This is a genomic window from Vibrio sabulosilitoris, assembly GCF_055391395.1.
Genome location: NZ_AP029600.1, coordinates 507,931 through 520,622 on the forward strand (window position 1 = coordinate 507,931; position 12,692 = coordinate 520,622).

The 12,692-nt window shown below is 49.4% G+C and carries 14 protein-coding genes; 13 read left to right on the forward strand and 1 reads right to left on the reverse strand.

The window, feature by feature from the left end; all coding sequences use genetic code 11:
• Positions 1-202: 202 nt before the first annotated feature.
• Positions 203-1,735, reverse strand: coding sequence for a phospholipase D family protein (locus ACZ5R2_RS18020; protein ID WP_464903217.1), 1,533 nt, complete (start codon positions 1,733-1,735; stop codon positions 203-205).
• Positions 1,736-1,990: 255 nt separating this feature from the next.
• On the opposite strand from ACZ5R2_RS18020, the gene ACZ5R2_RS18025 reads away from it, so the two are divergent.
• From ACZ5R2_RS18025 to ACZ5R2_RS18085, 13 genes are all read left to right on the forward strand, one after another.
• A complete protein-coding gene (locus tag ACZ5R2_RS18025; RefSeq protein ID WP_464903216.1) occupies positions 1,991-2,242 on the forward strand; it encodes a DUF6482 family protein in 252 nt (83 codons plus the stop codon).
• Positions 2,243-2,348: 106 nt separating this feature from the next.
• Entirely contained in the window at positions 2,349-3,188 is an 840-nt protein-coding gene (locus tag ACZ5R2_RS18030) for a histidinol-phosphatase (RefSeq protein WP_464903215.1), read from the forward strand.
• Between the two features lie 659 nt (positions 3,189-3,847).
• Positions 3,848-4,612, forward strand: a complete 765-nt coding sequence (locus ACZ5R2_RS18035; RefSeq protein ID WP_464903214.1) for a DUF3450 domain-containing protein — start codon at positions 3,848-3,850, stop codon at positions 4,610-4,612.
• Between the two features lies 1 nt (position 4,613).
• Positions 4,614-5,969 (forward strand): MotA/TolQ/ExbB proton channel family protein, encoded by a 1,356-nt coding sequence (locus ACZ5R2_RS18040; protein WP_464903213.1) that lies wholly within the window; start codon positions 4,614-4,616, stop codon positions 5,967-5,969.
• Complete coding sequence (locus ACZ5R2_RS18045; RefSeq protein WP_464903212.1) at positions 5,969-6,526, forward strand: MotA/TolQ/ExbB proton channel family protein; 558 nt, start codon at positions 5,969-5,971, stop codon at positions 6,524-6,526. The genes ACZ5R2_RS18040 and ACZ5R2_RS18045 overlap by 1 nt, the downstream gene beginning before the upstream one ends.
• Positions 6,523-6,927 carry an ExbD/TolR family protein gene (locus ACZ5R2_RS18050; RefSeq protein WP_438458562.1) on the forward strand — a complete coding sequence of 135 codons (405 nt, stop codon included), beginning with the start codon at positions 6,523-6,525 and terminating at the stop codon, positions 6,925-6,927. The genes ACZ5R2_RS18045 and ACZ5R2_RS18050 overlap by 4 nt, the downstream gene beginning before the upstream one ends.
• Positions 6,927-7,544 (forward strand): energy transducer TonB, encoded by a 618-nt coding sequence (locus ACZ5R2_RS18055; protein ID WP_464903211.1) that lies wholly within the window; start codon positions 6,927-6,929, stop codon positions 7,542-7,544. Before ACZ5R2_RS18050 ends, ACZ5R2_RS18055 begins: the two co-directional genes overlap by 1 nt.
• Positions 7,541-8,707, forward strand: coding sequence for a tetratricopeptide repeat protein (locus ACZ5R2_RS18060; protein WP_464903210.1), 1,167 nt, complete (start codon positions 7,541-7,543; stop codon positions 8,705-8,707). The genes ACZ5R2_RS18055 and ACZ5R2_RS18060 overlap by 4 nt, the downstream gene beginning before the upstream one ends.
• A 289-nt stretch (positions 8,708-8,996) precedes the next feature.
• Positions 8,997-9,791, forward strand: coding sequence for a transporter substrate-binding domain-containing protein (locus ACZ5R2_RS18065; protein WP_464903209.1), 795 nt, complete (start codon positions 8,997-8,999; stop codon positions 9,789-9,791).
• A 12-nt stretch (positions 9,792-9,803) separates the two neighbouring features.
• Positions 9,804-10,472 (forward strand): amino acid ABC transporter permease, encoded by a 669-nt coding sequence (locus tag ACZ5R2_RS18070; RefSeq protein WP_464903208.1) that lies wholly within the window; start codon positions 9,804-9,806, stop codon positions 10,470-10,472.
• Positions 10,473-10,482: 10 nt separating this feature from the next.
• Complete coding sequence (locus tag ACZ5R2_RS18075; protein ID WP_438458567.1) at positions 10,483-11,136, forward strand: amino acid ABC transporter permease; 654 nt, start codon at positions 10,483-10,485, stop codon at positions 11,134-11,136.
• The gene (locus ACZ5R2_RS18080; protein ID WP_464903207.1) at positions 11,123-11,851 is read left to right on the forward strand and encodes an amino acid ABC transporter ATP-binding protein; all 729 of its coding nucleotides are present in this window, start codon (positions 11,123-11,125) and stop codon (positions 11,849-11,851) included. The genes ACZ5R2_RS18075 and ACZ5R2_RS18080 overlap by 14 nt, the downstream gene beginning before the upstream one ends.
• A gap of 13 nt (positions 11,852-11,864) precedes the next feature.
• On the forward strand, positions 11,865-12,686 hold the full coding sequence (locus ACZ5R2_RS18085; protein WP_464903206.1) for a MurR/RpiR family transcriptional regulator: 822 nt from the start codon (positions 11,865-11,867) through the stop codon (positions 12,684-12,686).
• Positions 12,687-12,692: the final 6 nt, after the last annotated feature.

Genomic DNA, 12,692 nt, shown 5'->3' on the forward strand with positions numbered 1-12,692 from the left:
AAAGACAGGGGCGAGGAGCGAGGGATTTGTCACGCGCGATGAACTCCTCGTTTCTCGAAGTGCAAAAGCCCGCTCTCGCCTCTTCTATCCAGGGGCGAGGAGCGAGTCACACTCTGTTCCGAGGAGCGGAGGATTTATCACAATCGGTAACCCCCTCGTACCTCGTAGGGCAAGGCCCGTCCCCGCACCTCGCCCCTGTGTTTTAAAGGTATTTTTCGATAGGAAACAGCTGAATAAATCGTGACTGAAAGCGCTCCCAGCGCCCGGTATCCGGGTCAGTATTCCAACTCTGTCCACCTGAGTACCAACGGATATCGCCTTGATCCAGCTCCAAGTGCCAACTGTTCTCATCAAGCATGGTCTGCTCAATATCTTGAGCCAACAGCTCGGCAAAGGCTTTATCTTCTATAAGCAACACGGATTCGGTGTTGAGATAGGTTGAGCGCAGGTTGAAATTAAACGAGCCAATACCCGCATACTTGCGATCAAACACTACGGATTTGGTGTGCAGGCCATAAGGCACAGTTGGCGCACATTTGGACCTGTCCTTGGTGGATGTTTGGCATAGTGCGGTACTTGGTTTGAGTTCAAATAGCTCAATGCCATGCTCAAGCATATCTTGACGGCGACCCGCGTAGCCAGAGTGGTTAGTCAACAGATCGTTCGATACCATAGAATTGGTCAATGCCTTGATCTCAACGCCATCGTCAATCAAGGTTTTTAGGCCTTTGAGTTGACGGTCATCAAACACCAAGTAAGCCGATTCGATTAACACCTGCTGCTGGGCATTTTGTGCATAGCGGCCAAGTCGCAAGGCGGTTGCTTTAGGGACATCCGTGTTGGCGGCATTATCTGGTACCGGCTGATCGGCGATAAACATCGCTCTAACCCAGTTCATCTCCGCCATCACTTGCGTGAGGTATCGATGAGCGGTGTTCTTATCTTGTGGCAGCGCGGGGTAATTTTGATAAACCGGCGCACTTACTTGACTGATATCAGGGATCTGTAAGTCCGCCTCACCGCCGAGAAGCGTGATCGGGTAGGCCCAAGGACTGTCCCAATAAGTGGCAAAGCTTGACTCAACCTCATGGACCACATCGCCCATTACCAGCGCATCGCGATCGCGAAAGTTGATCTCATCAGAGAGATCGAAGTATTCATCACCGATATTTCGCCCGCCGACAATAGATAGAGCGCCATCAACGGTAAAGGTCTTGTTGTGCATGCGGCGGTTCAAGCGTGAAAAGTCCCCCAATACACGCAGCATCTTGGCATTGCCCTTGCGCGAAGAGATAGGGTTAAAGATGCGGATTTCTATATTTGGGTGAGCATTGAGGGTGGCGAGTAGGTCTTCGCGCTCATTTAGGTTGATATCATCTAGCATGACGCGCACGCGCACACCTCGCTCTGCAGCGGCAATTAAGCGGCTAGCGAGGTAGATACCAGAGGCATCCGAATTCCAGATGTAATACTGGATGTCGACACTGCGTTCGGCGCTCTCGACAAGCGCAAGGCGCTGGGCGAGTGCGTCCCAACCGCTCTTTTGCAGGACGACGGCACTATTGGTTAGGAGCTGTGCATCGGACTGTTGGTCTTCGACCATTGCTAGAAGGCGACTGTTTGGTGATAAAGGTGCGGGCGCAGTGGGATGGTTTATCTCTGCGGGAAGTGAGCTGCAGCCTGCAAGCAAAGTCGTGAGCAGGGCGAATAGACTGATGCGTTGGAGCACAGGCATAGAATCAAGTTTCCTTTGTCTCGTATCGAGGTACTCTAATTACAAACTGAGATGATATGTAATTTACAGAGTAGTGTTGTTGGCTGATTATATCAAAAGACGAAATAGACCCAAGTAACCTCTCAATATAGCTTCAAAGAGAAATCTATCGATAATCAGGGTAATTTTAGTTTGTATCTTTGCAATGGTATTTGAAACGATCTTTGCCCATCATAACCCCGTAAGCAGCAAAGGAGCAGTCAAAGGAGAACTCCCATGCAATTACTGGTTAAGTCGTTTGAAGGTGACATTTATCTTGCCTACCGTGTTGATGGCAAAAAAGAATCGTTAATTCGTGATGAGATGGATAGGGCCATCACGTTTCGCAGTCTCAACCAAGTCAGAGACTACTGCGCCGACGAAGTCTATCAATCTGCTACCCTACAGCATGCATGTGTTTATGACGAGATGTGCGGGGGCCCTGTGGCACCAGTTTCTGAGATGGAAATCGATTTGAATTGGTACTAACAGACGAGGGTTTGCTAGCAAATGTCATTGAAATCAATGAACTAACCTTTATGATAGGCCTCTCAACCGCAATCGCACAAGCACCGTTTTCAGATAAGAGGCCGTTATGCTACTGACAAATTATCACACCCACGGACACTACTGTGACGGCAAAGGGTCACCCGCAGAGATGTTGGCCCAGGCCATAGAGCTAGGCTTTAAAGCGATCGGGTTTAGCTCGCACGCCCCGCTTCCTTTTGACAATGATTTTTGCATGTATCCCGATAACTTGTCCAACTATGTGGACGACATAAACGCGTTAAAATCTCAGTCAGATATTGAGGTATACCTAGGGCTTGAGTGTGACTTTATCGAAGGGGTAGTCTCTCCCAATGATACTATGTGGCAAGCGCTTAACCTCGATTACAAAATTGGCTCGGTGCATGCCTTATCTGGGCCTAATGACCAGTATCCCATGTTGAGTGTCGATGGTCCGTTAGAAGAACTCGACCAGCTTATCAACGGCGTTTATCAAGGTGACGTCAGAGCCATGGTTGAGTCCTATTATCAGTGTGTGGGCACGCTGTGTCGCTCAGGTGGGTTTGATATACTTGGCCACTATGACCTGGTTAAGAAGCACAACCTTTCCCATGGGCTATTTGACGAACAAGCCCCCTGGTATCGTGAGGTGGCGATCAATACGCTTGATTCTGTTGCGCAATCCGGCGTTGTGCTCGAGGTCAATTACGGTGGCATTATACGCGGCGCGACCCAATCGGCCTACCCATCGTACTGGTTGCTCGAGGCTGTCAAGGCGCGTCATATCCCAATCCAGATCAATGCCGATGCACATGCGCCCTATCATCTTGGCACTTATCATCAGGCATGTCGCGAGCAGCTGTTGCAATTGGGCTTCACCGAACAGCGCGTTTTACTTAAAGGCCGCTGGCAAGATGTACCGCTATAAGTCTTAACTGGTAGCGTTCTATATACGGGCACACTTTCCTGTTCATCGTTGGATTAGGTCGACTTACATTGTTGCTTGAGTGGAGTAGAGCGATAGGTAACGATTGACAAATTAATTAGGGTTGTAGGCGTTGAGGCTTGAGAATAACTAGTCGATAGCCCTTTCACCCAGCCCAAGTCAACCACAGAGTGTCACTACCATTTGCTAACTATCTGATTCTATTAGCCAGCGTAGAGACTCCGCCAATTTTACATTCAGGATAATCTCCATCAGCTTTACTCGCATCGTTGATCTTAACAAGGGTTATCTGGTCCTCCTCACTCATCGTCGCCTTTTGGTTGGCATTTTCATTGATGCTGTAATTGAACTAGGTCTGGAGAACACCTTGACCTATAAAATCAATACCTTGACCAACAAGATGAGATAATGTCCGCAAACTTATCGAGTTATTCTGACATAAGTGGATGATTTTCCCGCTAAACTGCATGACTGAGGATCAAAACCAAGATCTGGCTTTAGGTCACTTGGGGCTAGGTGATGGGTTTTGACCTAAGACAGTAAATACGCAATTGTGAGTTTTAAAACAGAAAAACTTCAGGTACTATCAGCGTATTACTAATGAGAATATTTATCATTTAAATTTAGCCCGAACAACTGACATGAATACAACACGATATAGCCTAGCAATCCTGATGATGGCGATTGCAGGTCAGGCGGGGGCCTCGGGCCTTGACAACGCCTCAGCCATTACTGACAAAACCAACCAACAATCTGCCGCTTCCCAGCAGCGTATTAATCAAAGCTCTGAAGCCACCTTGGCACTGCAATTTGAAGCCGAGCAGCTGCAACAAGAGATCCGTAACCTTGAAATCTATCGCGACCATCTTCGTGCCTTAGTAGCAAACCAAGAGGAAGAGGTGTTGAGTTTTGAAGCGCAGATCGACCAGATCCAAGATACACGTCAGGGCGTTGTACCACTGATGTATAAGATGATCGATGCGCTGAAAACACACATCGACACTGATGTGCCAATTCGCTACCAAGCGCGTGTTGAGCGCGTGAACAAACTTGAGCAAATGATGTCTCGCGCCGACGTTAGTGATGCGGAAAAGTATCGCCGTATTCTCGAAGCCTACATGATTGAGATAGACTACGGATTTAAGTTGGGCACCTACCAAGGACAAATTGAATTCGACGGCCAAAATCTTGAAGTGAGCATGCTCTATCTTGGTCGTGTATCGCTGATCGCCAAAAGTGCCAACGGAGCGCGTTACTGGTCTTGGAACCAGGCTCAGGGTGAGTGGCTAATTGTCGATAGCAAAATGAACAACGACCTAGAACAAGCATTTCGTTTGGCCGATCAGCAGATCGCCCCAACACTACTAAGCCTGCCGGTTTCAGTTGCTAACGCGGAGGTGAAGTAAGATGAAAACGATTCCTGTAATTTCAATGTTGGCACTGTCTCTAGCCACCTTTAACGCAAGCGCTGATACCGACCTGGTTAACACGGCGAAGACGCACTCGATTGAGCAAGCGCAGCATGACAAAGCTCGTGAGTCAGTGTTTAAGCTGACCGAAAAAGAGCTCAATGAGCTGAAAGCGAAACTTGAGGCGGATAAAAAAGCCATCGAAGCAGAGAATGCACGCCTAACTGACACCTTTAGTGCCAACGAAGACAAGCTCGCCCGTCTTGAAGAGCAGCTTCGCCTGGAAACCGGTAGCCTAGGTGAAGTGTTCGGCGTTGTGCGTCAAACGGCCAAAGAGCTTGAAGCTGAGCTAGAAACCTCAGTAACTGGTCTGGATGCCCAGACGCACCAGGCGATGGTTGCTGATATCACCGCAGCAACTCGCCTTCCTTCTATGCCGCAACTGACTGGCCTGTGGCAGGCGATGCAAGAGCAGATTGATGCGAGCGCGCAAGTCAGCTTTGCGCCGGTTCGCTACATCGATGGTGATGGTCAAGTAGTTGAAAAGCAAGTAGCACGTATTGGTGCTATGGGTCTGGTTGACGAGAACGGTTACCTTAACTGGGATGGCGCAAAAGCAGAAACTCGCACTTACCTTAAGCAGCCGAGCTCAATTCCAACCTTGACACAAGCGCAGCGTCTAGCCTCTGGTGAGAGCGTGTCGATGACCATCGACCCATCACGTGGCTTACTGCTCGAGCAATTGGCTCTGACGCCTGATTTAGCGGATCGCCTACGCGCTGGTGGTGTCGTTGGCCGAATCATCCTTGGCCTACTCGCTATAGGTCTGATTATCGCGTTAGTACGCGGTATGGGCTTGGTCGTGACACGTCAGAAAATCCGTAAGCAGCTCAAGAACCCAGAAAATCCAACCAACAACCCACTGGGACGTGTACTGTCGGTTTATCATCAAGACAAAGAGCGCAGTGTTGAAGCGATGGAGTTGCGTTTGCTTGAGAGCATTGTCGATGAGCAGACCAGCCTTGAGCGCGGCCTATCGATGTTGAAGCTGCTTGCAGCACTGGCACCGATGTTGGGTCTGCTCGGTACGGTAACCGGTATGATTGAAACCTTCCAAGTGATCACCCAATTTGGTAATGGTGACCCGAAAGTGATGGCCGGTGGCATCTCAATGGCGCTGGTTACCACAGTACTGGGCTTGATCGCCGCGATGCCGTTATTGCTGTCTCATAATATTTTGAGCTCACAAGCGGAGTCGATCCGCAATATCCTTGAGAAGCAGGGTATTGGCTTAGTGGCTGCGCAAGCAGAGAGTGATCGTAATGACACTAATTCTGTGGAGCGTGCAGCGTAATGGAATTGCTTTTATCTCTGTTGCCTAAAGCACTGACCGAGAGTGACCTATCGGTGTCACTGCTCAGCTTTATGCAGCAGGGGGGGCAAATACTTTGGTGGCTAGCAGCTGTGGTGGCAATCAACACGCTGCTGGTCGCTGAGCGAGTTCTCTACTTGGTATTTAGCTTCCCGAAACAGAGAGCGGGCTGGATTGATGCCTGGCATCAGCGTGCTGATCAGCATTCATGGTATGCACGCTCGATTCGTGACGGCTGGCTTGCTCACGCGCACATCAAGATCTATCAGAATCTGAATTTGATCAAAGTCTTAGTCGCTATCTGCCCAATGTTGGGTCTGCTCGGTACAGTGACCGGCATGATCTCGGTGTTCGATGTGATGGCAACCCAAGGCAGCAGCGATCCAAAGTTGATGGCCTCGGGAATATCATTAGCCACATTGCCAACCATGGCCGGCATGGTGGCGGCACTGACCGGAATGTTCTTTCACGCACGCTTGTTCAAAGCCTGCAAGAAGCGCGAAATTAAATTAGAAAAATCATTAAGGAGTCGTCAATGAGACTTGGTAGACGACAACATAACCAAGATGAGGCGCAAGTCGACTTGACCTCGATGCTTGATATCGTATTTATCATGCTGATCTTCTTTATTGTTACCAGTTCGTTTGTGCGTGAATCGGGCGTTGAAGTGAATAGGCCGCAAGCCTCGAATGTGGTCAGTCAAAAAGACGCGGGTATCTTCGTTGCGATCACCTCAGCCAATGACATCTATATTGATAAGCGCATGGTCGATGTAGAACGTGTGCAAGCCACACTCGAGCACCTGCTACTTGATAAGCCTGATGCTTCATTGGTGATCCAAGCCGATGAGCATGCCTATAACGGCACCGTCGTCAAAGTCATGGACGCAGCCAAGGGTGCGGGCGTGGTGAATATTGCTTTGGCGGCGGAGAAGCAATAATGGGACGTCTCCTATTAGCAACCCCGCCAGCGTTGCTGATAACGTTAAGCATCTTTATGTTTATGTCATGGATGGTGGATACCAGTCACCGCAAAACCCCGGACGCATCGGAAGGGGTGAGCTTTAACATGGTGATGATTGAGAATGAGCAAGATGTTCAGCGCCGCAGACGAACGGCGCCAGAAAAACCTGAGACGCCTGAGATGCCTGAGCAAACACCAATGGCGCAGTCAGACGATCTTGTGTCTGATATGGCGATGATGGATCAGCCGGTTTTAGACTTGGACACCAGTATTAATGGCTTGGCAATCAGTGCACCGACCTTCAGTGATTTCAACGCAAACCAACAGGTGATGCCACTCTACCGTGTCGAGCCGCGTTACCCACCGAATGCCCTGCGTCGCAAGATAGAAGGGTATGTGGTGATGAGCTTTACTATCGACCCAACGGGTAAACCCACCGATATCAAAGTCGTCGAGGCGCAGCCAAATCGCGTCTTTGAGCGAGAGGCAACCCGCGCGCTACGCAGCTGGAAATATCAACCCAAACTCGTGGATGGCAGCGCCGTGGCTCAGCCTAATCAAACGGTTAAATTGGAGTTTCAGTTAGAAAAATGATCAAGCGAACCCTGTTGATTGCGACAGTTGTGCTCAGCCAATTAGTTTGTGCATCTGTGGTTGCCCAAGAGCTGTCTCCTTATTCTGCCACTCGTGTAATGCGGGCGAATGAGCTAGCACAAGATGACAAGATCTCTGAAGCGATTGAGCAGCTCAAAGCCATCAAGACATCAAGAGCCTACGATCAGGCCTTTATTGCCCGAATGCTGGGTGTGTTTTACTGGCAAGCGGAACAATTACCTAAAGCGATAGAGCAGATCACCATCGCAGTAGACAGCGGTCTATTGAGAGATGAGCAAGCTTGGCACACGCAAAAAATGCTGGCTGATCTGCTGTTGGGCGAGCAAGAGTACACCAAGGCGCTTGAGTATTATTATCCATTGCTTGAGAATGCGCCGGAGCCAGAGATGGTCGAGCAGATCCAGCTGCGTGTTACCCAATCTCACTATCAAGCCAAGCAGTGGCACGAGACATTAACTGCTGTCGCAGCGCTGCACAAATTGGTGGTACCAGATGTCGCCTCATACAGCCTTAAACTAGGTGCAGAGCTCCACCTTGAGCAGTGGCAGGGCGCTATCGCTACACTGAAGAAACTCGTCGATCTGGAGCCTGAGAAGGATCAGTGGTGGACGCAGTTAGTCGGTTTAGAGCTGCGTGTGGGTGATGAGAAAAGTGCCTTTAATCATCTGACTTTGGCAAAACAGCGCAATATCGAGCTGTCTCAGCAAGAGCTACGCCTGCTGGCACAACTCTATGCCAAACATGGCGTGCCAGAGCAGGCTGCTCGTCAGATTGCACAGCTGGATAATGCAAAAACCGATGTCAAACTACTCAGGGAGCAGGCCACCTATTGGCAGCAAGCGAGAGAGTGGGATCGTGCAACGCATGTTTGGTTACAAGCAGCAAAATATGAGCCTGATTACCATTGGAATGCAGCGCAAATTATGCTTCAGCAACAGCGTTATCAAGCCGCTCTAGCTGTGCTTGATAAGGTACCCGCGCGAGAAGAACAAGTTGCGCTCGCCAAAACGCGTGCCTACTACAAGCTTGATAAGCTCGATCAGGCGATCGTGCAGGCCAAGCTTGCCAACAATATTAGCCCTTCGAGCCAAGCCAAAAGTTGGGTTAAGTACCTTGGTCAGCTTAGGCGTGCACATGGGTGATTAAAAAGGGCTTATGCCTTTTCACACTTACAATGAATAACGTTGTTTTAAGCCAGTGGTATTAACCACTGGCTTTTTATGTTTCGATTGTTTCATAGGTGCACCAATATTGGTTCAAATGCACCACTTATGCACAACAATGGGTTAATCTTCCTGCCTTAAGTGCTTGCACGGAGAGTGCAAGTGGCTGAAATTATTGGTTTATCTATCAGCCTGACATTTTGGTACGTTCGTTGCAGTTGCAATTATAACTGTTTCAAACGTTTCATACATTATAGGGAGATAGACAATGAAACTCTTTTCAGCGTTATCCACAGTTGTACTGTCGCTAGGTCTAATGGCCGGCGTTTCTTCAGCGCAAGCAAATCAACTTGAATCTGTTCAGAGCAAGGGCGTACTTAAGGTTGCTGTGCCACAAGACTTTCCTCCATTTGGCTCGGTTGGGCGCGATCTTAAGCCGCAAGGCTATGATATCGACATGGCGGCCTACTTGGCAGAGCAGCTCAACGTTAAGCTGGAGCTGGTACCCGTCACCAGCGCCAACCGTATTCCATACTTGCAGACTGGGCGCGTGGATCTGGTGATCTCAAGTATGGGTAAAAACCCTGAGCGTGAGCGCGCGATTGACTTTACTCAAGCGTATGCACCGTTTTACTTAGGTGTGTTTGGTGCAGAAAGTGAAGAGGTAGCCTCAGCAAGCGATCTTAGCGGTAAAACCATTGGCGTTACCCGTGGCTCGGTAGAGGATTTGAACCTGAGCGAGATTGCTCCAGCTGATACCATCATTAAGCGTTTTGAAGACAATAACGCCACACTCTCCTCTTACCTATCTGGTCAAGTCGGCTTGATCGCGACTGGTAACCTTGTGGTCACAGAAATCGCCACTCGTTATCCAAGTAAAGCGCCACAAACCAAGTTTCTACTGAAAAACTCGCCGTGCTACGTGGGCGTGATGAAGGGTCAACAGGAGCTACTTGACGAAGTGAACCGTTTAATCTCGAACGCCAAACAAGCGGGCGTGCTTGAGGCGCTGTCGCAAAAATGGATGAGGGCCCCATTCCCTGCCGATCTTGATGAAGTGTAACGGGAGCCTGGCATGAACTACCAGTTATCGTTCGCTGAGCTTGTGCCTTACCTGCCACATTTTGTGGCAGGTCTATGGACAACCATCGAGCTTACCTTGATCACCACTACACTGGGTTTGCTGCTTGGCACCGTGTGTGCGGGAGCCAAAACCAGCCAGGTGCGTTGGCTATCCTTTTTATGCCGCTGTTACGTTGAGGTGATCCGCAACACGCCATTTATCGTTCAGCTGTTCTTTATCTTTTTTGGCCTGCCAGCACTGGGTATCAAGTTATCAGCGTGGCAAGCTGGTGTGATCGCTATGGTGATCAACCTTGGTGCCTACTCGACCGAGATCATTCGCGCAGGTATCGATGCCACGCCAAAAGGGCAGTGGGAAGCAGGGAAAACCCTAGGTCTAACACGGCTACAGATTTTCACCCGCATTGTGCTTCCCCCGGCTTATCAGCGCGTTTATCCAGCGCTGGTCAGTCAAAGCATTATCGTGATGCTAGGCTCTGCGGTGGTCTCGCAAATCTCAGTTGAAGATCTGACCTTTGCCGCTAACTTTGTCCAATCGCGCAGTTTCCTAAGCTTTGAGTCCTATATGCTCACCGCAGCGATTTATCTGGTGTTAGCGATGATCATGCGTCAGGTATTTGCCCTGCTGCGCCGCGCCGCATTCAAAAACCCCGCCCTCTAGGAGGCCTATTATGATGATGGAATTTTCCGACTGGGACATCTTTAGCAACCTGCTGTTAGCGGCACGCTGGACACTATTGTTGTCACTGATTGCCTTTATCGGTGGTGGTGCGGTTGGTCTCGTGTTAACCCTGCTGCGCAGTACTAAAAATCGTGCCTTTATTCAGATGATCAAACTGTATGTCGAGATCTTTCAGGGTACCCCGCTACTGATGCAACTGTTTCTGACCTTTTTTGGTCTGTCTCTGCTCGGCGTCGATGTTAGCCCGTGGACGGCAGCGATTTTATCTTTAACTCTCTACAGTAGTGCCTACTTTCACGATATCTGGCGAGGCTGTATAGAGTCTCTCGCTAAGGGCCAGTGGGAAGCGTGTCGTACCCTTGGTCTGACCTATCTGCAAACCATGCGCTATATCATTGCGCCGCAGGCGGCGCGCCTAGCGATTGCGCCAACGGTGGGCTTTTCTGTGCAAATCGTTAAAGGCACCGCATTAGCTTCAATCATCGGCTTTGTTGAGCTGACGAAGGCTGGCACCATGCTCAATAATGCCACTTTTCAACCATTCAAGGTCTTTGCCCTCGTGGCACTGCTCTACTTTGCTATCTGTTTTCCTCTTTCCTGTTTAGCTCGTCATTTGGAGGCGCGTAATCATGTCACTCGTTAGCGTTGAGAAAGTCCATAAGTATTATGGCGAAAACCATGTTCTAAAAGGCGTGGATCTGAAAGTCAAACCAGGTGAGGTCGTGTCGATCATTGGCCGCAGTGGCTCGGGTAAGAGCACACTACTGCGCTGCATGAATGGTCTTGAGGATTACCAGGATGGGGTGATCATCCTAGATAGTCAGGCGGTAGAAAATGACGATTACAAGTTGCGCCTGCTCAGTCGCAGTGTCGGTATGGTGTTTCAAAGCTTTAACCTGTTTCCCCATATGACGGTGGGTGAGAACGTGATGTTAGCGCCGAAATTGGTGTTAAAAAAATCCCCCCAAGAGTGTGAGGCGCTGGCTAAGGAACTGCTTGAGAAGGTGGGTTTGAGTGATAAGTTTGATGCGTATCCGACCAACCTATCTGGTGGCCAGCAACAAAGGGTCGCGATCGCTCGTTCATTGGCAATGAATCCTAAAGTACTGCTGTGTGATGAGATCACCTCTGCGCTTGACCCTGAATTGGTTGGTGAAGTGCTTAAGGTGTTAGAGCAGCTTAAGGCAGAGGGGATGACACTGATTTTGGTAACCCATGAGATGAATTTTGCCCGTGATGTTGGCGATCGCGTGGTGTTTATGAACCAAGGCAAAGTGTGGGAAACAGGACTAAGTGAAGAGGTGTTTGCTGCGCCAAAAACGCCAGAGCTGCAAAGCTTTTTGTCAGCAGTTCGATAAGAGGCAGTAAGCGATGACTCGACTTCCTCATCACTCCCTCAGCGAGCGTATTACTGAGCAATATGCACAGCTAACTCAGAGCAGTCGCAAGGTGGCAGACTATTTACAGCTGAATCCGGAAAAAGTCTTGATTCTTTCGACTGGTGAGATTGCCGAGGCTTGTGCAGTGTCAAAAACCAGTGTCAGCCGCTTTATTCGCCAAATAGGTTATGATGACCACCTTGCTTTGCGACAAGAGTTAATGTTTGAGCGTGACCAAGGTATTCCGGTTATCACCTCAGAGATTGATGATGGTGATATCCAGTCGGATATGCGGGCACTCGAGCAACTTTGGACACAACTCGTCAATATGGATACCGACGCCCTGATCGAGAGACTGATTTCGGCGAAGCGAATTAAAGTCATTGGTTATCGCAATAGTTATCCATTAGCGATGCACTTTCGCCAGCAACTGATGCAGTGTCGCTCTGGCGTTGATTTGTTGCCACTACCGGGGCAGACCTTAGGTGAAGATCTCACCTCTATCGAGCCTAGCGACTTTGTGGTGTTGTTTGGAATTCGACGCCGAACCGAGAACTTTACTCAGATCATTGACTTTCTACAAGGCCAGCCTTGCCTGCTGGTGACCGACCAATCAGGGCAGAAATACGCTGATAAGGTCGACAGCGTGATGATCTGCCATATGAATAACGAATCGCCCCTCGACAGTTACGCTGTACCGATGAGCCTGATCTCGTTTTTAGTTAACAAAGCCTATCGCAAATTAGGCAATCAGGCCGCAAGCCTGAGTCAGAAGATAGCCTCGAGTTATACCCAACTGAGTGAACTCGAATAAGGAACA

Coding starts and splice junctions, on each gene's coding strand:
- ACZ5R2_RS18050 (WP_438458562.1), top strand. CDS start 6,523: ATGAGACTTGGTAGACGACAACATAACCAAGATGAGGCGCAAGTCGAC.
- ACZ5R2_RS18080 (WP_464903207.1), top strand. CDS start 11,123: ATGTCACTCGTTAGCGTTGAGAAAGTCCATAAGTATTATGGCGAAAAC.
- ACZ5R2_RS18065 (WP_464903209.1), top strand. CDS start 8,997: ATGAAACTCTTTTCAGCGTTATCCACAGTTGTACTGTCGCTAGGTCTA.
- ACZ5R2_RS18045 (WP_464903212.1), top strand. CDS start 5,969: ATGGAATTGCTTTTATCTCTGTTGCCTAAAGCACTGACCGAGAGTGAC.
- ACZ5R2_RS18035 (WP_464903214.1), top strand. CDS start 3,848: ATGAATACAACACGATATAGCCTAGCAATCCTGATGATGGCGATTGCA.
- ACZ5R2_RS18085 (WP_464903206.1), top strand. CDS start 11,865: ATGACTCGACTTCCTCATCACTCCCTCAGCGAGCGTATTACTGAGCAA.
- ACZ5R2_RS18030 (WP_464903215.1), top strand. CDS start 2,349: ATGCTACTGACAAATTATCACACCCACGGACACTACTGTGACGGCAAA.
- ACZ5R2_RS18025 (WP_464903216.1), top strand. CDS start 1,991: ATGCAATTACTGGTTAAGTCGTTTGAAGGTGACATTTATCTTGCCTAC.
- ACZ5R2_RS18020 (WP_464903217.1), bottom strand. CDS start 1,735: ATGCCTGTGCTCCAACGCATCAGTCTATTCGCCCTGCTCACGACTTTG.
- ACZ5R2_RS18040 (WP_464903213.1), top strand. CDS start 4,614: ATGAAAACGATTCCTGTAATTTCAATGTTGGCACTGTCTCTAGCCACC.
- ACZ5R2_RS18070 (WP_464903208.1), top strand. CDS start 9,804: ATGAACTACCAGTTATCGTTCGCTGAGCTTGTGCCTTACCTGCCACAT.
- ACZ5R2_RS18055 (WP_464903211.1), top strand. CDS start 6,927: ATGGGACGTCTCCTATTAGCAACCCCGCCAGCGTTGCTGATAACGTTA.
- ACZ5R2_RS18075 (WP_438458567.1), top strand. CDS start 10,483: ATGATGATGGAATTTTCCGACTGGGACATCTTTAGCAACCTGCTGTTA.
- ACZ5R2_RS18060 (WP_464903210.1), top strand. CDS start 7,541: ATGATCAAGCGAACCCTGTTGATTGCGACAGTTGTGCTCAGCCAATTA.